Source organism: Paenibacillus pasadenensis (genome assembly GCF_023715725.1).
In the GTDB taxonomy this organism is placed as follows: Bacteria; Bacillota; Bacilli; order Paenibacillales; family Paenibacillaceae; genus Paenibacillus_O; species Paenibacillus_O pasadenensis_A.
In genome coordinates, this window is record NZ_JAMBOT010000001.1 from 1,129,910 (window position 1) to 1,153,412 (window position 23,503).

General features: G+C 54.9%; 21 protein-coding genes. 6 read left to right on the plus strand and 15 right to left on the minus strand.

What is annotated here, in order from left to right:
- Positions 1–86: 86 nt before the first annotated feature.
- Positions 87–641: a phosphatidylglycerophosphatase A family protein gene (locus M3223_RS05235; protein WP_251559655.1), complete on the plus strand. Its 555-nt coding sequence runs from the start codon at positions 87–89 to the stop codon at positions 639–641.
- A gap of 318 nt (positions 642–959) precedes the next feature.
- On the opposite strand, the gene M3223_RS05240 is transcribed toward M3223_RS05235, so the two are convergent.
- The 3 genes from M3223_RS05240 to M3223_RS05250 form a co-directional block, all read right to left on the minus strand.
- Entirely contained in the window at positions 960–1,316 is a 357-nt protein-coding gene (locus M3223_RS05240) for a cupin domain-containing protein (protein WP_251559657.1), read from the minus strand.
- Positions 1,317–1,788: 472 nt separating this feature from the next.
- Entirely contained in the window at positions 1,789–2,931 is a 1,143-nt protein-coding gene (locus M3223_RS05245; RefSeq protein ID WP_251559659.1) for an MBL fold metallo-hydrolase, read from the minus strand.
- The gene (locus M3223_RS05250; protein WP_251559661.1) at positions 2,928–3,671 is read right to left on the minus strand and encodes a class I SAM-dependent methyltransferase; all 744 of its coding nucleotides are present in this window, start codon (positions 3,669–3,671) and stop codon (positions 2,928–2,930) included. Before M3223_RS05250 ends, M3223_RS05245 begins: the two co-directional genes overlap by 4 nt.
- Before the next feature lie 162 nt (positions 3,672–3,833).
- Here M3223_RS05250 and M3223_RS05255 point away from each other — a divergent pair, with 162 nt between their 5' ends.
- From M3223_RS05255 to M3223_RS05265, 3 genes are read left to right on the plus strand one after another with little or no spacing between them, the layout of a single operon-like run.
- Positions 3,834–5,165, plus strand: a complete 1,332-nt coding sequence (locus M3223_RS05255) for a spore germination protein (RefSeq protein WP_251559662.1) — start codon at positions 3,834–3,836, stop codon at positions 5,163–5,165.
- Positions 5,162–6,280, plus strand: coding sequence for a hypothetical protein (locus M3223_RS05260; protein ID WP_251559665.1), 1,119 nt, complete (start codon positions 5,162–5,164; stop codon positions 6,278–6,280). The genes M3223_RS05255 and M3223_RS05260 overlap by 4 nt, the downstream gene beginning before the upstream one ends.
- Entirely contained in the window at positions 6,277–7,377 is a 1,101-nt protein-coding gene (locus tag M3223_RS05265; RefSeq protein ID WP_251559667.1) for a Ger(x)C family spore germination protein, read from the plus strand. The genes M3223_RS05260 and M3223_RS05265 overlap by 4 nt, the downstream gene beginning before the upstream one ends.
- 17 nt (positions 7,378–7,394) lie before the next feature.
- Here M3223_RS05265 and fni read toward each other — a convergent pair whose 3' ends face one another.
- Positions 7,395–8,468, minus strand: coding sequence for a type 2 isopentenyl-diphosphate Delta-isomerase (fni, locus tag M3223_RS05270; RefSeq protein ID WP_251559669.1), 1,074 nt, complete (start codon positions 8,466–8,468; stop codon positions 7,395–7,397).
- Positions 8,469–8,697: 229 nt separating this feature from the next.
- Here fni and nagB point away from each other — a divergent pair, with 229 nt between their 5' ends.
- On the plus strand, positions 8,698–9,465 hold the full coding sequence (nagB, locus tag M3223_RS05275) for a glucosamine-6-phosphate deaminase (protein ID WP_251559671.1): 768 nt from the start codon (positions 8,698–8,700) through the stop codon (positions 9,463–9,465).
- Entirely contained in the window at positions 9,438–10,595 is a 1,158-nt protein-coding gene (gene nagA / locus M3223_RS05280; protein ID WP_251559672.1) for an N-acetylglucosamine-6-phosphate deacetylase, read from the plus strand. Before nagB ends, nagA begins: the two co-directional genes overlap by 28 nt.
- A 64-nt stretch (positions 10,596–10,659) precedes the next feature.
- On the opposite strand, the gene M3223_RS05285 is transcribed toward nagA, so the two are convergent.
- The 11 genes from M3223_RS05285 to M3223_RS05335 form a co-directional block, all read right to left on the minus strand.
- Positions 10,660–11,427 (minus strand): ArsR/SmtB family transcription factor, encoded by a 768-nt coding sequence (locus M3223_RS05285; protein WP_251559674.1) that lies wholly within the window; start codon positions 11,425–11,427, stop codon positions 10,660–10,662.
- A gap of 131 nt (positions 11,428–11,558) precedes the next feature.
- The gene (locus M3223_RS05290; RefSeq protein ID WP_251559676.1) at positions 11,559–11,963 is read right to left on the minus strand and encodes an ester cyclase; all 405 of its coding nucleotides are present in this window, start codon (positions 11,961–11,963) and stop codon (positions 11,559–11,561) included.
- Positions 11,964–12,004: 41 nt separating this feature from the next.
- Positions 12,005–12,355, minus strand: coding sequence for an ester cyclase (locus tag M3223_RS05295; RefSeq protein ID WP_251559678.1), 351 nt, complete (start codon positions 12,353–12,355; stop codon positions 12,005–12,007).
- Between the two features lie 50 nt (positions 12,356–12,405).
- Positions 12,406–12,957 (minus strand): NADPH-dependent FMN reductase, encoded by a 552-nt coding sequence (locus M3223_RS05300; protein ID WP_251559681.1) that lies wholly within the window; start codon positions 12,955–12,957, stop codon positions 12,406–12,408.
- 146 nt (positions 12,958–13,103) lie between these two features.
- Positions 13,104–14,348 carry a VWA domain-containing protein gene (locus M3223_RS05305; RefSeq protein ID WP_251559682.1) on the minus strand — a complete coding sequence of 415 codons (1,245 nt, stop codon included), beginning with the start codon at positions 14,346–14,348 and terminating at the stop codon, positions 13,104–13,106.
- Positions 14,349–14,351: 3 nt separating this feature from the next.
- Positions 14,352–16,793 (minus strand): DUF5682 family protein, encoded by a 2,442-nt coding sequence (locus tag M3223_RS05310; protein ID WP_251559684.1) that lies wholly within the window; start codon positions 16,791–16,793, stop codon positions 14,352–14,354.
- Complete coding sequence (locus tag M3223_RS05315) at positions 16,790–17,869, minus strand: ATP-binding protein (RefSeq protein ID WP_251559700.1); 1,080 nt, start codon at positions 17,867–17,869, stop codon at positions 16,790–16,792. The genes M3223_RS05310 and M3223_RS05315 overlap by 4 nt, the downstream gene beginning before the upstream one ends.
- An 84-nt stretch (positions 17,870–17,953) precedes the next feature.
- Positions 17,954–19,402 (minus strand): SWIM zinc finger family protein, encoded by a 1,449-nt coding sequence (locus M3223_RS05320; RefSeq protein ID WP_251559702.1) that lies wholly within the window; start codon positions 19,400–19,402, stop codon positions 17,954–17,956.
- Between the two features lie 82 nt (positions 19,403–19,484).
- The gene (locus M3223_RS05325; protein WP_251559704.1) at positions 19,485–21,248 is read right to left on the minus strand and encodes a HEAT repeat domain-containing protein; all 1,764 of its coding nucleotides are present in this window, start codon (positions 21,246–21,248) and stop codon (positions 19,485–19,487) included.
- A 424-nt stretch (positions 21,249–21,672) separates the two neighbouring features.
- Entirely contained in the window at positions 21,673–22,485 is an 813-nt protein-coding gene (locus tag M3223_RS05330) for a DeoR/GlpR family DNA-binding transcription regulator (protein ID WP_251559705.1), read from the minus strand.
- Positions 22,486–22,489: 4 nt separating this feature from the next.
- Positions 22,490–23,446 carry a sugar kinase gene (locus tag M3223_RS05335; protein WP_251559708.1) on the minus strand — a complete coding sequence of 319 codons (957 nt, stop codon included), beginning with the start codon at positions 23,444–23,446 and terminating at the stop codon, positions 22,490–22,492.
- Between the last annotated feature and the right edge of the window lie 57 nt (positions 23,447–23,503).

A 23,503-nucleotide genomic window follows, 5' to 3' on the forward strand; every position in this document is an offset into this window, starting at 1 on the left:
TAGCTCTTTTGTTGTACTATGTGTATGGGTTGTACCAACCTTTTAGACCAGCTTGTTCAACAATTCCTAGCAAGGGGGATAACCGCATGTCCGATCCAGGAAAATACGCGCTCAACAGTCAGGCTGTCGCCCAAGCTACCGCTGAATGGCTTTCCAAACGAGGAATTACAAAGAGCCAGATTGCCGAGCTCACTTTATTTTTGCAAAAGGATTACTACCCGGATCTGTCGCTCGATGAATGTGAACGCAACGTAGAGGCCGTGCTCTCCAAGCGCGAGGTGCAAAACGCCATTCTGACCGGAATCCAGCTCGATGTGCTCGCCGAAGAAGGCAAGCTCATCCCTCCGCTGCAGGAAATGATTCATAACGACGAGGGCCTTTACGGCTGCGACGAAATACTTGCCTTATCCATTGTCAATGTATATGGAAGCATCGGGCTGACAAACTTCGGTTACGTGGACAAGCTGAAGCCGGGCATTCTTGTCCGTCTCAACGATAAAAACGATGGTGAAATCCATACGTTCCTCGACGATATCGTCGGCGCGATCGCGGCTGCGGCTGCAAGCCGCATTGCGCACCGCAAACAGGCGGAACGTGAAGAAGCCCGCGGCGAGCGGGGCGAGGACGTTCCACTTCCATAAGAACAAACGCCGCCCGGTCCCTGAATGGGAGCCGGGCGGCGTTTGTTGATTTTTGAGCTACTTAAGGGCGTTTGACGCCCTTACGAGCGGCGGTTTTGCGCTTTTGAGCTAGCTTAAGGGCGTTTGACGCCCTTACGAGCGACGGTTCTGCGCTTTTGAGCTAGCTTAAGGGCGTTTGACGCCCTTATGGGCGGGGTTTTGCGCTTTTGAGCTAGCTTAAGGGCGTTTGACGCCCTTACGAGCGACGGTTTTGCGTTTTTGAGCTAGCTTAAGGACGTTTGACGCCCTTACGAGCGGCTGCTCAAACAATTGCTTCGTTTAAAATGAAGCCAACTCCTCCATCTCAACGATCAGCTCGTCTCCCTCGACGAGCAGCAGAGTCATGCCTGTTTTTGTGCCAAACTCATGCTCTTCGTCGGCGTCCCAATAAGCGGCCTGTCCGGCGCGCACCGTGATGCGCTGATGATCCGTGCCGCTCACCCAGCCCTCTCCGTCTATCAATAAACATAACTGGCTCGTTGCAGCCGCTTGCCGCCCGATGACTGCGTTGGGCTCTACCCGCAAACTGCTCAGCTGTATTCTTCCTTCTTGCCGGGTAATACCGGAGAACATCACGCCGCTGCTCCCATAATTATGGACCGGCTGCTCTTTGTCCGGCAGACGATAGATTTTCATCGTTATCTCCCTCTGTCCCGCGTCGTTGAGCCTAAGCTATTCGCCGCCGTCATCCGAATTTCCTTGGCGTTGGCGTTCTAATGTTAATTTTCCTAGCGATGATACTATTGGGGCTCGCCCCTCAAATCAATAAACTTGAAATAAGACCAGAGAAGGGATCTATTTCAAGCCACACGCACCACCATTTGCAAAATAAGACCATAAATGGGCCTATTCAATGGCTAAACTGGAAAATAGGCAGAAAAAAGACCAAAATCGGTCTTATCCTAACTAAATACGCAAAAGTGCGCTTCATGAAGACCAAAAACGGCCTTAATATCCGCTTCGTAAACAGAAATGGGAGTGCAGCTAGCTACCTGCTACAGTCCCCATAAATGACGAGCACCATAGCAGAAAAAGAGTAGCTTCCTCCCGCTCAGTAACAGCCAGGGTTGAGAAGCATGCCCGTGAGCTGAACATTAAAACACAACCACTACTCCTTCACGCTGAACAACAGCGCTCCAGCCGCCGTCTCCCGCTCCTCCGCCTTGCCCTCGGCCGCAAGATAAGCCAGATGAGCCAGCGTTTCCGACATCGCAAACCTCATATTGTGGATGTTGCGGCGCAAATGAGAGCCGAATTCCAGCTCGCACAGCTGGAACGCGCTGGCCGGGCCGCTTTCCCGCAGCAGGCCGAGCAGATGCTCCAGCCGCCGCTCATGATGAGCCGCAATCTCCGCCGCGCGTCCCGCCAAATCGCGGAAGGGCTCCCTATGCCCGGGATAAACGGCCTCTACCTCGTATTCGGAAAGCTGCTGCAGGCTAGTTAAATAAGAGCGCAGCGGGTTCGGGTCTTCATCGGGACCCGGGATAAGACTGATGTTAGGCGTAATGCGAAGTAATACCTGGTCACCCGCAATCATCGTCCGGCTGCTCTCGCTATACAAACAAAGCGCTCCGCCCGCATGCCCCGGAGCGTCAATTAACAGCCACTGCTCGCCGCCCATTTCCAATTGCCGGCCTGCTGCAACATAGGTTACCTCCGGCTGCGGCTCCACCCGCTCCGTGAAGGAGGCAAAATGAGGCCCTAACTGCTCCAGCAGTTCCTCCGGCATGCCATGCCGGCCGAACCAGCCGGACAGCTCCGCCGCAAACCGGCTGCTGTCCGCTCCCCACATTCGCTGCGCATACCGGTGCGACAGCTCCGTCATCACAACCGGACAGCCGTACCGCTGCTGAAACCAGCCCGCCAGCCCGTAATGGTCCGGGTGCTGATGCGTCAGCAGCACGCGCCGCAGCTTGCCTTGCCCAATGCCAAGCCGCTCCAGCGCAGCCAACCATAACCCCCGCGCTTCATCCGTATTTAGCCCGGGATCAATTACCGTCCAGTCCCCTTCCGGCTCCGGGACGAGGTAACTGTTCACATAGCGCAAGGAATAAGGCAAAGGCACCAATATCCGCAGCCAACCGCCGGATAGTTGTTCCATTGACAGCTCCAGCCCCCCGCTAATCCCCCGAACAGAATGTGCTGCTTCGTCCGGTTTCGGTCGCACGCCTTGCTGTTCCCTCATAACCTTCTCCCGAACAGAGTCTGCCGTTTCATCCGGTTGCGTTCCCCTGTCTCGCTGCTCGTTCATGGTCTTCTCCCAAACAAGATAAGCCTTTTGGAAGCAGACCGGTCGTATGCCTCGCCGCCGTAACCGCCGCTAACTGCATCCAATACTAATCCCGCCTCTAACAAAGCCGAACGGAACCAGTCCTCGTCCAGCAGACGTACGCTTTCGGTGTACTCGCGGACGCGGCCTCCCTCCCCATCGGAGAGACGGATGCATTTGACTACTCTGCCGTCCTGAATCCAACGCCGCTCCATAATTAACGTGCCGCTGGAGTCATCCGTCCGTTTGGACTCCGGCACGAGTGATGTCCGGACCTGATCGGGATTAAGAAAATCAATCAAAAATCTTCCGCCCGGCTTCAGAATGCGCCTAATCTCGCGCAGCACTTCAATATGTTCCTCATCCCGCTCAAAATAACCGAAGGAGGTGAACAGGTTTACGACCGCGTCGAATCCTTCGTCTTCTAACGGAATCTTCCGCATATCCCCCTGCACAAATTCCACCTCGCCGCCGCTGTTCTGCCGGTTGGCTTCCTCCAGCAACGCTTCGGATAAATCCATGCCGACAACGATGTATCCCAACCGGCTGAGCGCAAGAGAGTGGCGTCCCATGCCGCAGCCGATATCGGCGATGCGGGCGCCAGGCTGAATATCCAGACGAGCGGCCAGCTGCGCCACCTCCTGCTCCGCCTGTTTCCAGTTTCTATGGCGATAAACAATTAAATAATCGTCTCCAAAGCTTTTTTCAAACCATTCCGACATATGCATTCCACTCCTTAGGCCGGGTCTTGCTCTCCGCTCCGGCTCTCTAATCTATCGCTTGTGTTATTGTACTGCATGTTCCGCTTTTCCGGCAAAATGAGGAACATACTTTTTTGGAAGGGACGGCATACTACTCCTGAACTGGAAGGAGGAGGAAGGGCGATGATTCAGGCAATCCATGAACGGTTCGCTAATGCGAAGGACGTCAAAACCCACCGGATGACCAACAGCCGCTTCATTGCGGAGGTAGCCTATATCGCCACTCTTGTGGACGAGAGTAAGGTCAGCGAATTTATACTGGTTCCTTTTGCCAAAGAGGAAGTGCCGTTCAATGATCTGCTTGACCGCAATCCCAACTTCACGGAGCTGGACGATTCTGCGCGCTGGACCGATGTAATGCTGCGCGGTTTTGTGCTGATTAAGCTTGAGTCGAAAATTTACACGATGGACGCCGCCCGCGTCATCCGTAACGCCAATCCGCTGACGAGTGTGGAAAGCACGATCGAGGGACCGCAAATCGCGCTCAGCGAGGATTTGCTGGATTCGGTCAACATCATTCGCAGCCGCTACGCAAGCCCTAATCTTCAAAGCGAGGAATTTACGGTCGGCTCTATTTCCAAAACAAGAGTGGTGATGGTCTACGATCATATCCGCGTTGACCCCACCGTGCTCGATATGGTGCGCCTGAAGCTCCGCAGCATTCAGACGGATGTGCTGAGCGCGACGGGAGAGCTGGCCAAATTCATGAACGACAACCGCAAACGGCTGTTTCCGGTGGAAATGATAACCGAGCGGGTGGACCGGCTGACGCGCGGTCTGTCCAAAGGCAAAATTATCGTCATGATGCAGGGCAGCATGTTTGCGATTATGCTCCCAATCATGTTTACCGAGCTGATGACGGCAACCGAGGACAGGTACGAGTCGTTCTGGACGTCGGTTATGCTGCTGTCGCTGCGTTTTGTCGCGCTGCTGATGACAACAACTCTTCCCGCTCTATATATCGCCGTTATTTCCTACAACCCGGAGCTGTTCCGCGTCCAGCTTGCCTTTTCGATAGCCGGCAGCCGTGCCTCCGTGCCTTATCCATCCTTCATTGAAGTGTTCATCATGCTGTTCATGATCGAAATGCTCGTGGAGGCAAGCGTCCGTTTGCCCAAATATATCGGCTCCACGGCAACAACCGTAGGCGGCCTCATTCTCGGCCAGGCGGCGCAGCAAGCCGGTCTCGTCAGCAGCATTATGATTATCGTCACCTCGGTCATGGCGATCTCCAACTTTGTTATCCCGATCTATTCCTTGTCGCTGGCGGTCCGGTTTATTAAATATCCGCTCATCGTACTTGCTATCTTTTTTGGCCTTCCGGGAGTGGCCTGCGGCATTTTCGCTGGAGTCATCTACCTATGCAGCCAGCGAAGCTTCGGCAAGCCGTATTTCAGATTAATGCTGCCCATCGATTGGAAGCACACGGATATCGGCGAGGTGAAATCCAAATGAACCGCTATTTCTACTATAGCTTTGTCATGGTGGCCATGCTTAACCTGATGCTGTTTGTGCCGGCCGTGCTCATTGAGCAGCGCATGACCGGAGCGGTATCCTCGATGCTCGTTGCCATCGTGCTGGGCACGCTGACGGGATATGCGGCAACCGCAGCGCTCGGGCGTTACCCGGGCATGGGAATTCCGGAAATTTTTCGGCTGCATATGCCAGAATGGTTCGTTAAGCCGGTCCTGGCGCTGTACGCCTTTATGTTTTTTTTCGCTTCCAGCTTTGCTCTGATTGCCTTTACGCTGCTGATGAACCGGGTATTGACGCCGGATTTGCCAGCCTGGAATCTGCTGTTAGTGCTTGGAGCGGTTTGCATCTACGGATCGACCCGTTCCTCCATGACGCTGATGTTCATGCTGGAAGTGACGATTTTGCTCATTACTCCGGTCGTGCTGTTCATTTTGTTTAAAGGCATCCGCAGTCCCGATGTCGCCTGGAACGCCATTTTCACCGTAGCCCAATATGTCCGGGTGCCCCCAACGCTTAAGAGCGTAGCGGCGGGAACGTTTATTTTTACCGGGTACATCAATTTAGCCATCTTCAACCGACTCAATCCGCCTAACTTCCGTCTGAAGGGCAGATGGCTCATCCCGCTGTTCGGCAGCGGCATTCTGTTTACGACTTTTTTTCTGCCGATCGGCTTCCACGGCACGGTGGCGGTGCAGCGTTATATGTTCGTCTGGACGCAGACGGCGGACTCCATGACGATGAATTTTGGTTTTATCGAACGGGTCATGTTCCTGTTTCTGATGATCTATCTCGGCCTGACGGTGCTCTACACCTGCGTCGGCTGGCATCAGTCGATCGAATTTGTGCGAAGCATCAGCAAAAAGTATCAGTACGAGGTTGATTTCAACAAAACGCCAAAAGCCAACTGGTGGATCAGCTGCATCTATTTTGTCATATGTATCGGGGCAATGTTTATTTGGGATGAAGGGCTCAATATGCTCGTAGCTGAAATTTGGCTCGTCACCAGGATGTTCGTTGAACAAGTCTCCATCGTCTTTTTGTTCCTCGTGTGCCGGAAACGGCCGCCGGCGGTGAAAGGGGCTGTCAGCTCATGAATAGGTGGAGAGCAGCACTTAGTCTCATGCTAACGCTGCTCCTGATTTTCCCGGCCAGCGGCTGCGGATTTATCGATATTGACAAGCGTTTTTTTGTCGTTGCCATTGGGATTGATAAATCCGGCAATGAAAATAAGCCTTACCGCGTCACAATCCGCCTGTCGATTCCAAACTCCAAAACCGAGCCCGGCATGGAAAAATCCCAAATTGAGACGATTGATGCAAAGGAAATTTCGGAGGGGCTGCGTATTCTCAAATCCCGCGTGGACAAGGAGCTCGACCTCGGCCATTGTAAAATTTTTGTGCTTGGCAAAGCGCTTGCCCGCGACAATATTACGAATGCCACGGAATGGATGATCCGCCGCCGGGATATCCAGTCTTCAGCTTTTGTAGCGATTGGCTATCCGGATGCGAAGAGTATTCTACAACAAATGCCGTTATCCGAGAGGTACTCAGGCAATACGCTGTTCCTTACGTTTGGAGGTGACGGCACCAAATCATCATTCATCCGTCCGCAAAAACTGTTCGATCTGTTCCGGCGAATAAATGAACAAGGAATGGATCCCTATCTGCCGGTAATCGAGGTGACCAAAAACGGCTATGAGGTAGACCGCCTCGCCCTGTTGGACAAACAGCAGGTCAAGCTTGTGCTGGGCCCGGATCAGACGCAGCTGTTCAACCAGCTCGATCAGCAGTTCATCAACTCAACGATCAAAACCAACTTTCACGATCGTCCGGTTATGATTGCAGTGACCGACCTGCGCGTCCATTACAAAATTAAACGGCTCGGCAGCGGTGAGGGCAGGCTGAGCATGCACATTCATATGGGAGGCTCGATCGAGGAAGGGGCCGACAACATTCTGACGATGCATTCCGCAGAAGTGGAAAAGAGGCTGGAGCAAGAGGTGCAGAAAGATACGGCAGCATTTCTGAAGCGAATTCAGCGAGCCAATATCGATCCGCTGCAATTCGGCCTGAAGTACCGGGCGACCCACGGCAGCCGCAATGCATTCCAGGAATGGTTGGAAATTTATCCAAATTTGCAGTTCGACATCAAAGCAACCGTAGATATTCAAGGCGCTGGCCGCATCAAATAAAAAAAGCCTGGCCGCCTTTACAGGCGGGCAGGCTTCAATTTGTCTCCTGCGGCAAGCTCCCGCAGCGTTCCCGCTCCGCTCGCAAACATCGCTGTCCGCAGCTCGAACTCAATCCGCTCCATCTGCATCGCCACCGCTTTGGCTGAATCCCGGCCTGCCGAAGCCTGCGGCAGCAGCACCCTGCCGAAGCCGGCCAGATCGGCGCCAAGCGCAATCGCTTTGGCCGCATCTACGCCGGTATTTAATCCGCCGGACGCAACCAGCGTCATATGCGGCAGCTGCAGCCGGATCGACTGTACGCATTGCGCCGTCGGAATGCCCCAATCGGCAAAAGCCTCCGCCGCCGCTGCATGTAGCGGGCTGCGGGCGCGGTATTTCTCAACCTGGCTCCAGGATGTTCCGCCAGCTCCCGCGCAATCAATGAACGCCGCTCCAGCATCGGCCAGACGGGCCGCCGTAGCGGGCGAGATGCCCCAGCCAACTTCCTTTACGCCAACCGGCACGCCGCTTCGGCGGCACACCTCTTCAATAAGCCGGAGCAGATGGCGGAAGTTCGTATCGCCTTCAGGCTGAAATACTTCCTGCAGAGCGTTGAGATGGAGCACCAGCGCGTCCGCTTCGGCCATCTCCACCAGCCTGCGGCATGCGTCGGCATCAAGACCGTAGTTCAACTGGACCGCTCCGACATTGGCGATAATCGGCACATCCGGCGCTTCCCGGCGAATTTGGAACGAATCGGCAAGCTCCGGCTTCTCCCATGCCGCGCGCATGGAGCCAAGTCCGATGGCCCAGCCTCTCTGCTGCGCCGCTTCGGCCAGGTAGCGGTTAATTCGTCCCGCCTCATCGGTTCCGCCGGTCATCGAGCTGACGAGCAGAGGAGCTTTAAGCCGTCTGCCAAACCAGCTTGCGGAAGTGTCAACCTCCTTCCAGTCCAGCTCAGGGAGCGCTTCATGTTCGAATCGGTATTTATCAAATCCGGCGCCGCCGATCGAGCTGCCGACCTGCTCTTCCAGGCAAATGCGGATATGCTCGGCTTTGCGCGCTTCCGTGCCTGCGGCGTTTTGGTCCGGATGATCTTGGTATTCGCTCATCATGGGCTCCTTTCCAACGTAAATCGGCTACTCTTTCCCATCATACCCGCTCTGCTCCTAACGGGGCAAATTCAGGGTGACGATTCAACGAAATGATTGTTAAAATCATTTTTATGTTTATAACGATCATTTTTATTGTCATGAAAACGAAATAGTCGTACACTAGAAGCATACGATATCGTAATAGCGCTCAAGCCTGAATAACGGCTGGACCGAGGAGGACATTGGAATGGATATTCGCGTATTTGAAGACAATGCAGAGCTGGACGTTGCAGCTGCCCGCCTGATGGCGGATCTGGTTAAATCGAAGCCTAACGCCGTGCTTGGCCTGGCTACCGGCTCAACTCCAATCGGCGTTTACCGCAGCCTTATTGATGCCGCAGCCAAGGATGGAATCAGCTTCAGCAGCGTAACGACATTTAATCTGGACGAATATGTCGGTTTGACTCCGGACAACGATCAGAGCTACGCTTATTATATGAACCAGCACCTCTTCTCCAAAATCGATATCCCGCTGAACCAGACTCATCTGCCGGACGGTATGACATCGGATCTAGAAGCATTTTGCCAGAAGTACGATGCCATGCTTGAAGACGCTAAGGTTGATCTGCAGCTGCTCGGCCTCGGCCACAACGGTCATATCGGCTTCAATGAACCCGCAGCCGAGCTGAGCGCCGGTACTCATGTTATCACCCTTGACGAGGCGACGCGCGAGGCTAACGCCCGCTTCTTCTCCTCTATCGATGAAGTGCCGACCAAAGCCGTAACGATGGGCGTCGGTTCGATTCTGAAGGCGGAGCGGATTCTGCTTGTCGTACGCGGAGCCGATAAAGCTTCCATCGTACGCCGCGCGCTGACCGGCCCCGTCACGACAGACTGCCCGGCGTCGCTGCTGCAGCTGCATGCACGAGTAACGGTTCTGCTGGATAAAGATGCGGCGAGCCTGCTGGCAACAGGAGGGAAAGAAGGATGCAGCAATTTCGCGTCAGCAATGTAAATATTGCAGTGAACGGCCAATCGGTCAAAGGCTCCGTTACAGTCAAGGACGGAGTCATCGCTTCTGTCGATGCCGGTGAAGCAGCGGAATCCGGGCTTCCCGTCATAGACGGACATGGCGGCTGGCTGCTCCCGGGCTTTATTGATGTCCATGTGCATGGCGGTTATGGAGCAGACTTTATGGATGCCAGCCGTGAAGCTTATGACACGATTACGAAATTCCATGCTGAGCACGGCACAACGACGATGCTCGCCACAACGATGACGGAATCGCAGGAGCGTATCCGTCAAGCTTTGGCTGCTGCCGACGATTACCGCCAATCGCCCATGCCCCATGCTCGGCTTGGCGGCGTTCATCTGGAAGGTCCGTTCATCAGCCCGGACTGGATGGGTGCTCAAAACCCGGAATTCCGCGCCGATCCGCAATTGGATTGGCTGAAGCAGTGGCATGCCGATCACCCGGGCCTGATCAAGCAGCTAACGCTGGCTCCTGAGCGCGAGGGCGCGCTGGAGATGATCGCTTGGCTCGCGGAGCAGGGAATCGCCGTGGCAGCAGGGCATACGGACGCTAAGTACGATGTGATGGAAGCGGCGGCCGATGCTGGCTTGAACAGCGCTGTGCATACGTTCAACGCTTGCCGCGGCCTGCATCACCGCGAGCCCGGCACCGTCGGCGCTGTGCTGACGGACGACCGGATTCATGCCGAGGTAATTGCCGATGGCCATCATGTGCATGATGCGATCATGCGTCTCCTTGGACGCGTGAAGCCGGACGGCAAGCTGCTGCTTATAACCGACGCCATGTCTGCCGCAGGTTTGCAGGACGGCCAGTACGAGCTGGGCGGACAAGCCGTTACGATGAAGGACGGCGTTTGCCGCCTGACCGTCGGCGGCAATCTTGCCGGAAGCACGCTAACGATGGAAAACGCGCTTAAACGGTTCATCGCGGCTACAGGCTGGACTGTGCCGCAAGCAAGCGTGCTTGCCAGCGCGAACCCGGCAGCGCTGATCGGCCTCGGCGATCAGACCGGCAGCATTGCCGCCGGTAAATGGGCGGATCTTGTTCTGCTCACCGAAGAGCTTGAAGTTCAACGCACTTGGGTCGGCGGACTCAGCGTGTTTGAAGCTTAACTATCTGCAAAAAGGCCGGCTCCGGGTTACCCGGGAGTCGGCCTTTTTGTCATCTAACATTTAATTAAACACCCGACAAAGAGGAGCCGGTTTCAAGAAACGTTTTCATGCCCGACAATACGATTGGAATTCCATTCAGAAGCACCTTTTCCGCTGCAGGAGCCTGCTCGAAATCGTCATGCACGACAGTGACTAACGTAACGCCTTGCATTTCCGCATGAGGCGTAATTTCCCATGTGACCCGCGACAGCTGGTCGCCAGCAGTATCCGGCATAAGAAACTTCCAGCTCATCACCAGTCTGCCGGGAGGATCGATTTCCAGCAGCGTGCCCTCTACCTTTTTCACCCCTTGCTGATCCGTAAGCTCAAAGGGCGAGTTTTTCTCCCAGCTGGAAAGAATGGAGCAATTGAACCAAAACTTTGACGTCTTCGCAGGATCGGTCAGAGCTGCCCATACCTGCTCCGGCGCTGCCTTTATCGCAATCCGGTTCACGTTTTTCGGCTTATTTTCCATCACATCCGCACTCTCCAATTCTTGTTTAAGCGAAGTCAGTCCTATCGCCCAAGGCTCGGCATATTGGCTGACCCAGCGCTCATAGATTTGCCGGATCGGCACGGCGTTTAAATAATGCAGCTTCTCCCGCCCGGCCTTCCTCGTCGTAATCAGTCCGGCCTCTTCCAGCACGTTCAGATGTTTCATCACGCCAAACCGGGTCATCTGCAAATGCGCGCAAAGCTCGTTCAGCGTACGTCCGTCGGAACGGTTAAGCAGATCAAGCAGCAAACGCCGGCTTGGATCGGCCAAAGCTTTAAACACTTCATTGTCGTCCATCTCGGCTTCTCCCTTCTCGCTGCTCTATTTCCCGGCTGCAAGGTTACCATATAGTCACAAGTTATCATAGATTTAGGCCAATGTCATGTAACGCCAAAGACTGCCCCTGAACGAAGGGACAGTCTGTAGGCTTAATCCGTTTTATTAAGCTGATGCCACATCGTCGCCATGTCGATCCAGCCGCGGTGCTCCGTAATTTTACCGTCTGCGACCCGGTAACGGCGGTACAATGTCACGTCGATCTCATTGCCCGTCGCCGCCCGGCCGAAAAACATTCCCCCATGTTTGCCCTTCACGTTCATTCTTACAAGCACGATGTCTCCTTCGCCGATTATATGTTCTACCGTATAGAGCTTGTCGGGAAAAGCCTCCAACAGCTTGGCGGCAAACTGCTTTAAGCCTTCCTTGGATTGATAGGATAATTCCGTATAGTCCTCCGCCAGAAACTGATCAGCGCAGTCCAGATCCCCTTCGTTCCAAAATCGCTCGATGAAGGCGCGAACCGTATCAAGATTGGTTTGTACCGTTGTGCTCATGAGACATTCTCCTTTAAATTCAATTTTTGTTGTAAAACGATTTATCCGTTTGGTTGCAGCTGGGGCAGCAGCGACGAGGTATCGAACCAGCCCCGATGAGTCTCAATCACGCCAGCTTTCAGTTGGAATTCGCGGAACTGCACCGCTTTAATCGCCCGTTCCGTCGCTTTGTTTCCGAGAAAAGCTCCCGCGTGCTGCGCCGTCATGGAGATCCAGGCGGTTACCCGCTCTCCTTGAACGAGCAGCTCTTCCACCACGTAGCGCCTGTTCATAAAAGCGGTCCCGATTTGTCCGGCAAAAAACTGGTCCGTTGTATCCATAATCCGTACGTTTGCCAAATCCTCAATAAATTCCGTCACGATTACGGCGTAGTTCTGTTCCGCTGTTTTCATCTCAATCTCTCCTCATACGTTACTATTTAGTCACATTTTGAACAAAAAAATCAGCTTGCCGATACCGCTTTGCCGCTTAGCTTTTCCGCCAGCTCCATAAAATGGTTTACCGCGCCGTGAATTCTTTGCCGTGTGCCGGCATCAACAGGCGAACCGTCCGCTCCAAAAGCATTGGAACCGTACCCTATCGAAATCCATTCCGCGCAGTTGATGCCGTGCAGATTGCGGATAATGGTTTGCAGATGCTGCAGCGAGCTTATGCCGACCGGCCCCCCGGCAGAGCTTACGGACAATACCGCTTTGCCTGTTACATGGGCGGGCTGCAAATAGTCCAGCGCATTTTTGAGCGCGCCTGAGATGGAGCCATGGTATTCCGGCGTTGCCAGCACAAGTCCGTCCGCCTTGACGGCAGCCTCCGCGAGCTTCCTTGCATTAGGATGTAAGTCCGGTTGATCCAGTGTAAAAATCGGCAGTGTCAGCTCCGCCAGATCAATTACTTCAATGGCCGCGCCTTGCTCCTGCAGCTTTTGACCAATGTAGCGAGTAAGAATGGTGCTCGTTGCGGCGGAACGGCTGCTGCCTGCGATTAAAAGAATGTTCATGCGATGTCTCACCTTTCCGGTTATGAATTTTAATTGTTACCATTTGGTCACATTTCATATCCTTAATATACGTTACTAATAAGTCACATGTCAAGCGGATTAACAAAATAAAAACCGGCCGCTTTAACCGCAGCCGGTTGTAACCTTTAATAGCTCCTGTTTCCCCCTGTAATCCGGTCGGCCAGTTGTTTCATGTCCATCCCTTTTAGCGCGCCCTCAATTAGCTCGGGCAGTCTGTCCGGCGTGCAGCCGAAGCAGGGAATGCCGTACCCCGACAGCTTTCCGGCAACCAGGGCGTCATAAGCGGGAGTTCCATCATCGGATAATGCCAGCAGACAAACCGTTTTTACGCCGGCGTCATGCATCGTTTTGAGCCTGCGAAGCATCTGCGCCTGATTTCCGCCTTCCAGTAGATCGGATATGAGCAGAAAAATCGTTTTTTTCGGTTCCGTTATAAACGATTCGCAATAGGCGATAGACTTGTTAATATTCGTACCGCCCCCCAGTTGGATACCGAACAGCATATCGATGGGATCGTGAGCGGATTGCTCCGTCAGATCGACCACCTCCGTATCAAAAGCGACAACCCGCGTCTCCAATGAAGGCATGGTAGCAAATATCGCTCCGATAATGGAGGCATAGATGACAGAGCTAGCCATAGATCCGCTCTGGTCAATATCCAGAATGATCGTCCAGTCCTTACTCTTCTGCGCCCGGTCAAAAAAGTATACCTTCTCCGGAAGCAGCAGCTTGCGTTCGGAATCGTAATGCTTCAGGTTTTTGCGAATCGTTTTGTTCCAATCCAGCCCGCTGAGGGATGGGAGCGGCGAATGCCGCCTCCGGTTGAGGGCGCCAATGACCGCTCTCCGTATATCCTGCTCCAGCCGTTTCATAATTTCATCCACGACCTGCCGGACAAGCTCTCGCGCCGTCTCCTTCGTCCGCTCCGGAATCTGGCCGCGCAGGGACATCAGCGTTGCGACCATGCCGATATCCGGCTTCACCTGAGACAGCAGCTCCGGCTCAAATAACAGCCTGGTCAGCCCTTTGCGCTCCACCGCATCGGTTTGGATGACGCTTACGATATCCGGCGGGAAAAAGGTGCGCACATCTCCCAGCCATTTGGCCAGATTCGGAGAGGATTTGCCATGTCCGGCGGAGCGTCCGCCAGGAGCGGAGCCGGCAGCCCCGCTGCTGCTCCCGCCGCCGGAGCTTCCGGCTTCACCGCCTGCTCCTCCATAAATGAATGCAAGCGCATCGTCCAGCAAAGCAGCTTCCTTATCCAGCAGGCTGGAGCCGCTGGCGCCAGCAAGTCCCGACAGCTTCTCCTCCGCAGCCTCTCCCAAAATAAGCCGCCATCGTTTTACATGCTCCTGATCCGGCGTTGTCATCGGCTACAGATCCCCGAAATCAAAGTCGTTAAGCTCATCCAGCTGCTCCTTTTCTGTCTCGTTCAGCGGCTGCTGCAGCAGCTCGCTCGACTCCTCCGCGCCGTCTCCCCAAATATCACCCAGCATATCTGCAACTGCCGCTCTTTCCCTTACCTCAAAAACACTGAACGCGCGCCGCAGAAACAGGAGCGATCTTCGGAACGATTTCTCATCAAGCTCTTGAATGTACACATCCAGCTGCCGCCACAAATGTTCCCGGGACAGCAGCGCGTACCGGTTCCTCAGCGCAAGGCCTTCGAACCAGCCCGCTCCCAAATCGGCGGATATGCCCGGCGACAGGCGGCGCGCGACCTCGCGCTCAATTTCCAGCTCTCCGGCCTCGTCACGCTCCAGTAAAATTCCGAACGCATAGCCCGAAAGCTTGGCATTCAGATCGTCGCGCATTGCCAGCTCCTTCAGCTTGGAAACCCATAGTGCTTCGTCCACTTCCTGGCGCTGCTCGCCGGCTACGGCGTTCATCGCATGAATAGCCGGTACGAGCTCTTTGGCGGCCTCGTCATCACAGCTCGCGCTGTCCATCAGCAGCAGCGCGCCTCTCAAAAACAGCTGTTTCAAGATCGGAACAAGCCCGGAGGGATCGTAGCGGCGGACCGAGCCGTAACTCAGCAGCGCGGACAGCTCCTGCACCGTTTCGGCGATCTGCCCGTAATGGCCCGCGTCAACGGCCAGACGCTGGAGCGCACCGGTTGCTTCACCCATAATCCGCTGAAGCCCGCACTCGCTCGCCTTGCGGATTAGCCTGGCGGCTGAGGCAACATTGTCGCAACCGAGCAGCTTCTCATGGAGAACATAGGCTGCGGCAATTTCTACGGTCTCCCCTTTAAGGGTCGCTTCTACCGTTTCTATTTCCGCCTCCGGCGACCATTGAAGCACCCATAACTCCGCCCAGGTGGCATTGTCCTGGTTAACGTGGAGCGGACGGACAAAACGGATGCCGAGCGCTGCCAGACGATGCAGCAGCACAGAACGGTTCAAATCGAGAAAAGCGGCTTCCTCCGACTTGGCTCTCCGGTTTTCACGCAAATCAAGCTTCAGCTCCGCGGCAACCGGCGACTTGTATTTCTCCAGCTTCAGCCGCTTGAGCTGGCGGTTCAAATCCGCTTGCACCGGCGTCTGGCTGACACCTTCCGGCAGATAGCCTATAGCCGTTCCGATGTCGATCTGCGCCAGCGCTTCCGCAACGACCGAAAATTCGCCGTTGCCGAGCAGCACTGCAGCCGCATCCCGCAAATCACGCAGCGTCGGCAGGCCGCCGTGCATACCGGCAAGCGCGGCAGCAAGCCGCACTCCCTCGATGACAGATGCGGTGGAGCGCCATGTTCCTTTTTCCCGCATATAGCCGGCAACAAGGGACAGGTATAAAGAAGGCAAGCTGTCGAGCGTTCCGTCCTGCCGCATGCAGCGCCACATCAGCTCGAAGTATGCCGGCGCTTCATTGCCCGCTCCGTACCCGGAGCGGGAGGACAGCTTGTAATAGGTGTAAGGCATCAAAGTCATGCGGGTTGAAACTTCCGGAAGTTCAGCCCGCTCCTTATCCGTCATGCCCGGCAGCTCCATGGACAATCCCGACAGATGATAGGCGCCGCATATAACGACGATTTTATCCGGGGGGTGGCCTTCAGCGATGGTCTCGATGATTTTGCGCCGCATATACGCCTCACGGATCTCATTGAGAGCCGCTTCCTCCGGGGCGAGCCGGCGCTCTCGCTCTTCCATCAGCCCGCGCAGCCCGGAAGAATAATCGGCTATTGCGCTGCGATAAACGCCTGGCCGCGCGGCGTGCTCAAAGTTCCGTTCCCAATAGGTTTCATAGTCCGGCTCTCCGGCAAGCTCCGCTATCCGCTCATTCAACCGATGCTGCAGCAAAGGCAGCGCCGTTTCCTCATAAGGCGTAACAGCTGTTTTGTCCGGTATCTCTCCGGCTGGAACTTGTTGCGGGGATTCGGCGGGCAGACCGGCTGGCGTAATCGAATCTGCCCCTGCATCACCATCTGCATCTTCATCCTGTTCGCAAGATTCAGCTTCAAGCCGCTCCGCTTCCAGGTTTCTGCAGCGCTCCTTCAGCGCCAGCGCCGCCGATGTTGGCAAATCGATCAGCCGCGCGAGCCGTCCGTTCTGCGCAGCCCACCTAAGCGCTTGATATTCAGGCGAATAGTCGGCAAAAGGATACAGCAGCGTGCGGATCGGGAGCTCATCCGTGTAAGCAAGCAAAGCGACAGGCGGCACAACGCCATTCCCGGCGAGCTGGGCCGCAGCTTCGCCAGCATCGCTTGGGCCTTCAATCAGTACAGCTGTAGGCTGGACCTCTTCCAGCAGGGCAAGCAGATGGAGCGAGCCGGCAGGCGACAGATGACGAATGCCGAAATAATGCGGCTGCCCGCTCACCCGTTTATCTCCGAGCAGGCGTTATACAAGTCGCGCCATACGCCGCCGCGCTTTTTCATGACATTTTCGAGGTACTCCTTCCAGACGTGCTTATCCTTTTCGTCATCCTTAACGATCGCTCCCTGCAAGCCGGCCGCAACATCCTCATCGCTTACAAAACCGCCGCCGAAGCTGCCCGCCAAAGCCATGCTGCCGGTGAGCAAGGAGATCGCCTCCGCCGTGGAAATGACGCCGCTTGGCGACTTCACCTTTGCTTTTCCGTCCAGCGTCGCCCCCTTGCGGAGCTCGCGGAAAATCGTGACCACTTTGCGAATCGCATCGTCCGAAGGAGCTGCCGCAGTCAGCTCATAAGCGGCCGACAGCTCTCCGACCCGCCTGCGTACAATGTCAACCTCCGTCTCGATATCCTCTGGAGCGGGAAGCACGATAATGTTGAAACGCCGCTTCAAGGCGGCGGACATTTCATTCACGCCGCGGTCCCGCGTATTCGCAGTGGCGATGATGGAAAAGCCGCGTTCGGCGGATACGTCGCGGCCCAGCTCCGGAATTGAGATCGTTTTCTCCGACAAAATGGAAATGAGCGCGTCCTGCACCTCTGAGACGCAGCGGGAAATTTCCTCAAATCTGGCAATGCCGCCGGATTCCATCGCACGGAGAATCGGGCTGCGGATTAGCGCCGCGTCCGACGGACCCTGGGCAAGCAGCAGCGCATAGTTCCAGGAGTAGCGAACATGCTCCTCGCTCGTCCCCGCAGTACCTTGAATGACTTTTGTTGAATCGCCGTGAATAGCGGCGGTCAAATTCTCGGACAGCCACGACTTGGCTGTACCGGGCTCCCCAATTAGCAAAAGCGCCCGGTCGGTAAGCAGCGTCGCAATCGCCATCTCAATCAGCCGTTTATGGCCGATGTATTTAGGCGTTATGACGGTGTCGCCGGCTTTTCCTCCTAAAATAAATGTGAGCACCGCTTTGGGCGACAGCCTCCAACCAGCGGGTTTGGCCTCCTTGGCATCCAGCTCGGCAAGCGCCTCTAGCTCGTGCGCGTACAGCTTTTCGGCCGGCAATCGAATCGGCATCGTTATCGTTCTCTCCTTATCGTCAGCTTCTTTTGCTGCAAAAGCCAGTTAAATACCCTCCGCGCCAAGGTCGCCCCTCCGGTATTAATACAATAAGCGTATGATTTTGCTGTCCGTCACAATACTCATCGGCTGCACAGCCAGCACTCCGCTTTCCGCATCGTACCGGAACATGACCAGCGCAGCCTGATCGTTTAAATCATTCTCGCGCAGCAGCCGAAGCAGCCCCGACGTTGCCCTTTCCGTCTTCGGAATATCCGTAATCGGCAGCTGACGGCCTTCGCTATCAAGAAAAATAGTTGTAGCTCCGATTTGTTTTACCGATTGGAACGATACCAGCTTGACGGGATTTTTGTCAGCGAGCGGATTTTTGATTTCATTTTTCACCTGCTTGATGACGTCAGGGAACGAGAGGGCCGCCAGCGCTTTAACGCGGGTATAATCCGCTTCAACCGCTTCCCGCTCCTTCGCTTTTTCCCATCTGATGCGGGCGCTTCCGTCTGCCGGATAAACAAACAGCTCCTCCGGCTGGAACACGCCGTATGACGTATCGTCCTCCTGCATCAACTTGGCTGCTTTGTAGGGCCGGTAATTCCGGGTTACGCGCAGCGTCCCGTCGTTCAGATCGATCCACCAGCCCTCATCCACAAACTGTTTGCGGGCCTCGTCCGAATAGGAAAGAAAAGACAGCTGCACCAGCTCCGCGCCCGCCTGAACGCAGCCATGCTCCCGCAGCTCCGACAGCTGCCACGCATGGCCGAGAAGCTCCTCAATCGGCGAATCGATTGCCATCGGCTGCTCCGGCTGCTCCTCGCGCCCCTGCAAATAAACTCTTCCTTTGTTGATCAGTGACTGCAGTTCAACCAGCTGCTCAATCGCCGCGCCATAGGCCGATTGGCGGGTTTTATCCGGCTTCATCAACGCCGCCAGCTCCCGCAGCCGCGCCTGCGCCCCCGGAATATAGTAGTTGCCGAGCTGCTTCGCCTGGTCCTCAATCAGCTTCAGCGTCCCTTTGTCAAAGCTGCCGAGGCCGGACTGTACGAGCTGATGCACCAGCTTCTCCAGCATGTCGAGGCCTTCGAGCTGCGCCCCGATTTTTTTCTTGAGCGCAGCGAGGCTTGTTTTGCTCTTCGGCTTTTTGCCGCCCTCCTGCTCCGTTTTGGCTGCGGATTCCTTTTTCTTTTCCTCGCGCTGCTCCGCCTTGCTTCGTTTATCGGCAATGTCGTCCGGCACGTCAGCCTCTTCAAACGGCAAACCCTGCGCTTTTGCATACAACAGACCAAGCGTATGTTTGCACGGGAACTGCCGGCTCGGGCAGCTGCAGCGGGACACCGGGTCATCCTCCTGGATAAAATCGACCGAGCAGCGGTACGGCTGTTTTCCGCTTCCTTTGCATTCTCCGAACAGCAGCGTTCCGTCTTTGCTCATATTCAGCACGGTAAAACTGTTCTTTTTGACGAGATCCTTGCCATTTTTAATCGCTCCGGCATTAGGAGCCAGCCGGTCTACATTTGCTTCGGTTATCGTTGTCATGGTCCCATCTCCCGTGTCAGTAAAATGATAAAATGTAAATCCTCAATTGACGCTGCTTCGATCCGGGCCGAGCATGATCTTTCTATTCGTTTGCCTCAAGCTTATCCAGCGCTGCGGTAAAACGGTCTTGTCTTCCTTCAAAAGCAAGTTTCTCTCTTAACGAGCGCAGCTTTTCAACGAAAGACTCAGGCAGCATAGAAATCATCAGCGGCAAGCGTTCATCCCAATTGATATGTCCGAAGCCGTCCTCCGGTTGGAGAAGTTCCATAAACAGCTTTGGAGCCTCAAGATCGTTCGTTCTAAATAACGCCATGAGCAGGAGCCAATCCTGATGCCATACAAAACGACTGCCAAAATGGTAATGCCCGCCGTTTTTCACTTGCTCCCTTATGTATTCAGCCGCCTTTTCGTCAGCTCGATGGGTGAAGCGGCTTACAAGCACCGGATCCTCCAGCTCCACAAAAAGGTGCAACCAGCGGGAATCCCATAATTCCTCCGGTACGACAAGATGTTTGGAATAATCGCGGTGAGGGAGCTGCCCGTTTGAAACTCGCTCGATCGTGTTGAGCAGCACCGACGCAGCTTCCGTAGAATCGCTCAGCACGCCGGCAAAACGGTCATAAATTTCGGTTGGATTGAGCAGCCTCGTCGCAGCTCGGAAGCTAAACCCTATGTATTTTTCTTTATGCTCGTGTTCAAGCTCTAGTGCAAAGCGGTTTGCCTCCGGCGTATTCAGCTCCAGCAGCAGCTCTGCCGCAACGACGTGAGCGTCATCCTTGGGCAGCTCGTTGAAGGCTTCTGCAGTTAGAAGACGCTGCAGAAACAGCTGCACCTCGTCCACAACCTTGCTTCCTGAATCTTTCAGGCAGCGCACAATAATCTGGATGATTTTCAGCGAGTCGGATCTTTTTGGCGCTGGGCTGTTTTGCAAGCGGAGCAGCTCTTCCTCGGCATGCGCAATCAGGCGTAAAAGCAGCTCTCTTGAAGGGCTGATTCTAAAGGGTTCAATTGCCAGCTCTCCACCTTTCGCCGTGACAGCCTCAATGAGGCGGTCTTGAGCCCGTTCCGTACCAAGCCGCTGCAAGGCGAACAGAGCCGTCAAACGGACATCCTTGCTTTTTTCATAGCTCATGTCCAGCAGAAGCGCTTCATGCTCGGCTGAAGTTCCCAGCAGCTCTATTGCGGCCGCCTTCATATCCGCAGACCCGGTTTTTGCCGCTTCCAAGACCAGATCGAGCGCATCATCGCCGAGAAAACCGCGAATAAGCTTGAGCCGCCGGACATCTGCCGTGCCGCCCTTTAAATTTAGCGATTGCTGGAGCAGCGGAACGACCTGTTTTCCGTATTCCGGTATCATTTTGTTTTGCACAAAATCAGGTATTTCGCTGTATTTATCAGCTAACGCGGAGAGCACATCCTCCACTACCCGCACATCCACAAAAACTTTCTCGGACAAACTTTCCTGCAGCTGCTCCAGCCGGCCGGAGCCGGTCGTCGTCAAAGCTTTTACAACCGGATTCAGCTTGCGGAAGCTTGCCGCCGTTTCTAGGTCAAGTGCAACCCGATTCAAGTCGGAAATATCTCCGGCCATTTCCGTTTTGCCTTGCGTGGCGGACACCGCGCTTATCAGCATGCTCAGCTCCAGCAGCTTCACCGAGACATCCGATTGTGAAGCGCCAAGCACCTCCTCGACGGAGTCTGCCAGCCGTTTAAACACCGGCACCTTTTCCCCCAGCTGTCTCAGCTGCGGGAGCAGCTTTGCAAGCCTGGAGTCTCCCGCCGCTATTCCGCTGCCTGCAATAAACAACCGGTGGAGCTCTTTTTGAAGATCGATTAGTATCTGCATGATGTTGCCCTCCATTGTTTGTAAAATGTTCTTTCTGAGTTAAAAGCAGGCGGTTATTTCACCTAATGATGTAAGTGCTAGTTCCCTTGCTATTCTCACAAGCAGCTTCAACGCGTCAGTGCCACAAAATCTATGGATAAGCCTCAGCGACTGCAATGAACAATCGGCGGACCTCCAGACACAAAATCAGGTTATGATTTTAAAACGAACCGCTCCGGTACTGCCTTTCCAATCGGAGATGAAACCGGGAAATCCGTTTTTGACACATCTTGTTGCACAATATTACGAAAGTGATAGAAAAAAGTTTTAATTATCGGCCAAAATGAGAAATTTTTTATAATCCAATCGATTGGACGACAAAAAGGACAAAACAGAATGAATCTGTTTCGTCCTTATTAAATGACATTATCGCAACGAGCAAGCCCTATCCCTGCTCGTCCGTTTCCTCGAATTCCTCATCTCCCGCCAAATAAACCGTGACGCCGCAGCGACGGGCATATTCAGACAGCGATCCCTCTAGCCGGCGGTCGGTAATAACCGCATCGAGATCCTTGAGCTGGGCGATGGAAAACAGCGAGGTTCGTCCAACCTTGCTCTGATCGAACACGGCATACGTAATTTGCGAGCGGCTAATCAGCGCCTTGGCAATTTGCGCCTCTTGCTCAGAGTAGGTCGTAATGCCGCCATTTTCGGAAATTCCGTCTACACCGATGAACATTTTGCCGATGTTCAGATGAGACACCATGCCTTCGCCGAGCGGTCCGCACAGCTCAAAGCTGTTATGACGCATCATGCCGCCCGTAACGACAACTTGAATTTCGCTCCCGGCCAGCTCCATGGCGATATTGACGGCATTGGTCACTACGGTAATCCCCCGGCGCGTTTTAATGAGCTTGGCGATCAAATAATTCGTCGTTCCTCCGGAGAGGCCGATCACATCGCCTTCGACGATATGACGGGCGGCTACAGCGGCAATATGCTCTTTTTCCAGCAAGGAAATGCCCTGCCGTTCAGCAAAGGAGCTGTCGCGCACCGGATTCATCCCGTCATACATCGCTCCGCCAATCGTCCGTACGAGCGGTCCGGTCCGCTCAAGCAGCTCCAGATCGCGTCTGGCCGTAGCTTCGGAGCAGCTGAACCGTTCGACGATTTCGGCGATGGTAACACGTCCCTGCTGCTTGAGCATGTTCAAAATGCCCTCGCGCCGGCGCTCGCCTTTGTTCGGTAGTTCCGTCATTGAATCAGCGCTCCACCCATCCAGAATTGTTAAGCCGCTGCTGCGCCGCTCTCCAATCAGGGAGCGCCTCCCAGTCGCCGCGGCTCTGTACGGCTAACGATCCGCAGATGCTGCCCAGGCGCACCGCCTCCGCCGCATCCATTCCTTTGAGAATTCCGGCCAGAAAACCGGCGCAGAAGCCGTCGCCCGCACCAACCGTATCCACGATTTTTTCCGCCGGATAAAAAGGGATAAACGCGCTGGTGCCGTCGTTCATAAGCAGAGAGCCGTCGCCTTTGCTCTTAATGACCGTTACCGCTTGAAGCGAGCGCACACGATCCAGAATTTTTTGTTCGTCCTCCGTATCGTACAGCAGCTTCAATTCATCCCAGCCCGGCAAAAAATAATCCGCCAGCTCCGCAGCCGGAAGCAGCGCCTCGCGCGCTTCCTCGATGCTCCACAGCTTGAGCCTCAGATTGGGATCAAAGCTGATTTTCACGCCGGCCTCCTTGGCCGTTTTCATGGCATGAAGAGCCGTGCTGCGCGCGCTGTCCGACAGCGCCATCGTAATTCCGGTCACATGCAGAATCCGCGCTCCTTGCACATAAGCGGCGTCGATATCATCCGGTTCGATGCGGCTCGCAGCCGAGCCTTTGCGGTTATAGTGAACGGCCAGGCGTCCGGCGATTTCCTCCCGGAACATCAGACCCGTGGGAGCAGCGCTGCTCAAAATAGCGCGCGATACGTCCACTCCCTCGCCGCGAATTGCTTTAAATATCCGGCGTCCCAGCGGATCGTCGCCAAGCGCGCCGCACCAGCCGACTGAACATCCCAGGCGGGCGAGCCCGATCGCCAGATTGCTTTCCGCGCCTCCAAATGCCGACTGAAGCGAATCCGCGTGCTCCAGCGTCCGGTTCTCCTGCGGCATAAGCAGCGCCATACTTTCTCCGAACGTAACGAGGTCAGGCGATGAAGCAGTCATAATTAAAGCTTCCCCTCTCTCCACAAACAGGCTGTTAACAAAACAGCCTATCAAAAA

Coding starts and splice junctions, on each gene's coding strand:
- M3223_RS05285 (WP_251559674.1), bottom strand. CDS start 11,427: ATGGACGACAATGAAGTGTTTAAAGCTTTGGCCGATCCAAGCCGGCGT.
- nagA (WP_251559672.1), top strand. CDS start 9,438: ATGCAGCAATTTCGCGTCAGCAATGTAAATATTGCAGTGAACGGCCAA.
- M3223_RS05250 (WP_251559661.1), bottom strand. CDS start 3,671: ATGTCGGAATGGTTTGAAAAAAGCTTTGGAGACGATTATTTAATTGTT.
- M3223_RS05235 (WP_251559655.1), top strand. CDS start 87: ATGTCCGATCCAGGAAAATACGCGCTCAACAGTCAGGCTGTCGCCCAA.
- M3223_RS05315 (WP_251559700.1), bottom strand. CDS start 17,869: ATGCCGATTCGATTGCCGGCCGAAAAGCTGTACGCGCACGAGCTAGAG.
- M3223_RS05245 (WP_251559659.1), bottom strand. CDS start 2,931: ATGAACGAGCAGCGAGACAGGGGAACGCAACCGGATGAAACGGCAGAC.
- M3223_RS05335 (WP_251559708.1), bottom strand. CDS start 23,446: ATGACTGCTTCATCGCCTGACCTCGTTACGTTCGGAGAAAGTATGGCG.
- M3223_RS05305 (WP_251559682.1), bottom strand. CDS start 14,348: ATGACAACGCCGGATCAGGAGCATGTAAAACGATGGCGGCTTATTTTG.
- M3223_RS05295 (WP_251559678.1), bottom strand. CDS start 12,355: ATGAAAACAGCGGAACAGAACTACGCCGTAATCGTGACGGAATTTATT.
- nagB (WP_251559671.1), top strand. CDS start 8,698: ATGGATATTCGCGTATTTGAAGACAATGCAGAGCTGGACGTTGCAGCT.
- M3223_RS05290 (WP_251559676.1), bottom strand. CDS start 11,963: ATGAGCACAACGGTACAAACCAATCTTGATACGGTTCGCGCCTTCATC.
- M3223_RS05260 (WP_251559665.1), top strand. CDS start 5,162: ATGAACCGCTATTTCTACTATAGCTTTGTCATGGTGGCCATGCTTAAC.
- M3223_RS05255 (WP_251559662.1), top strand. CDS start 3,834: ATGATTCAGGCAATCCATGAACGGTTCGCTAATGCGAAGGACGTCAAA.
- M3223_RS05330 (WP_251559705.1), bottom strand. CDS start 22,485: ATGACGGAACTACCGAACAAAGGCGAGCGCCGGCGCGAGGGCATTTTG.
- M3223_RS05240 (WP_251559657.1), bottom strand. CDS start 1,316: ATGAAAATCTATCGTCTGCCGGACAAAGAGCAGCCGGTCCATAATTAT.
- M3223_RS05300 (WP_251559681.1), bottom strand. CDS start 12,957: ATGAACATTCTTTTAATCGCAGGCAGCAGCCGTTCCGCCGCAACGAGC.
- M3223_RS05325 (WP_251559704.1), bottom strand. CDS start 21,248: ATGCAGATACTAATCGATCTTCAAAAAGAGCTCCACCGGTTGTTTATT.
- M3223_RS05265 (WP_251559667.1), top strand. CDS start 6,277: ATGAATAGGTGGAGAGCAGCACTTAGTCTCATGCTAACGCTGCTCCTG.
- fni (WP_251559669.1), bottom strand. CDS start 8,468: ATGAGCGAATACCAAGATCATCCGGACCAAAACGCCGCAGGCACGGAA.
- M3223_RS05320 (WP_251559702.1), bottom strand. CDS start 19,402: ATGACAACGATAACCGAAGCAAATGTAGACCGGCTGGCTCCTAATGCC.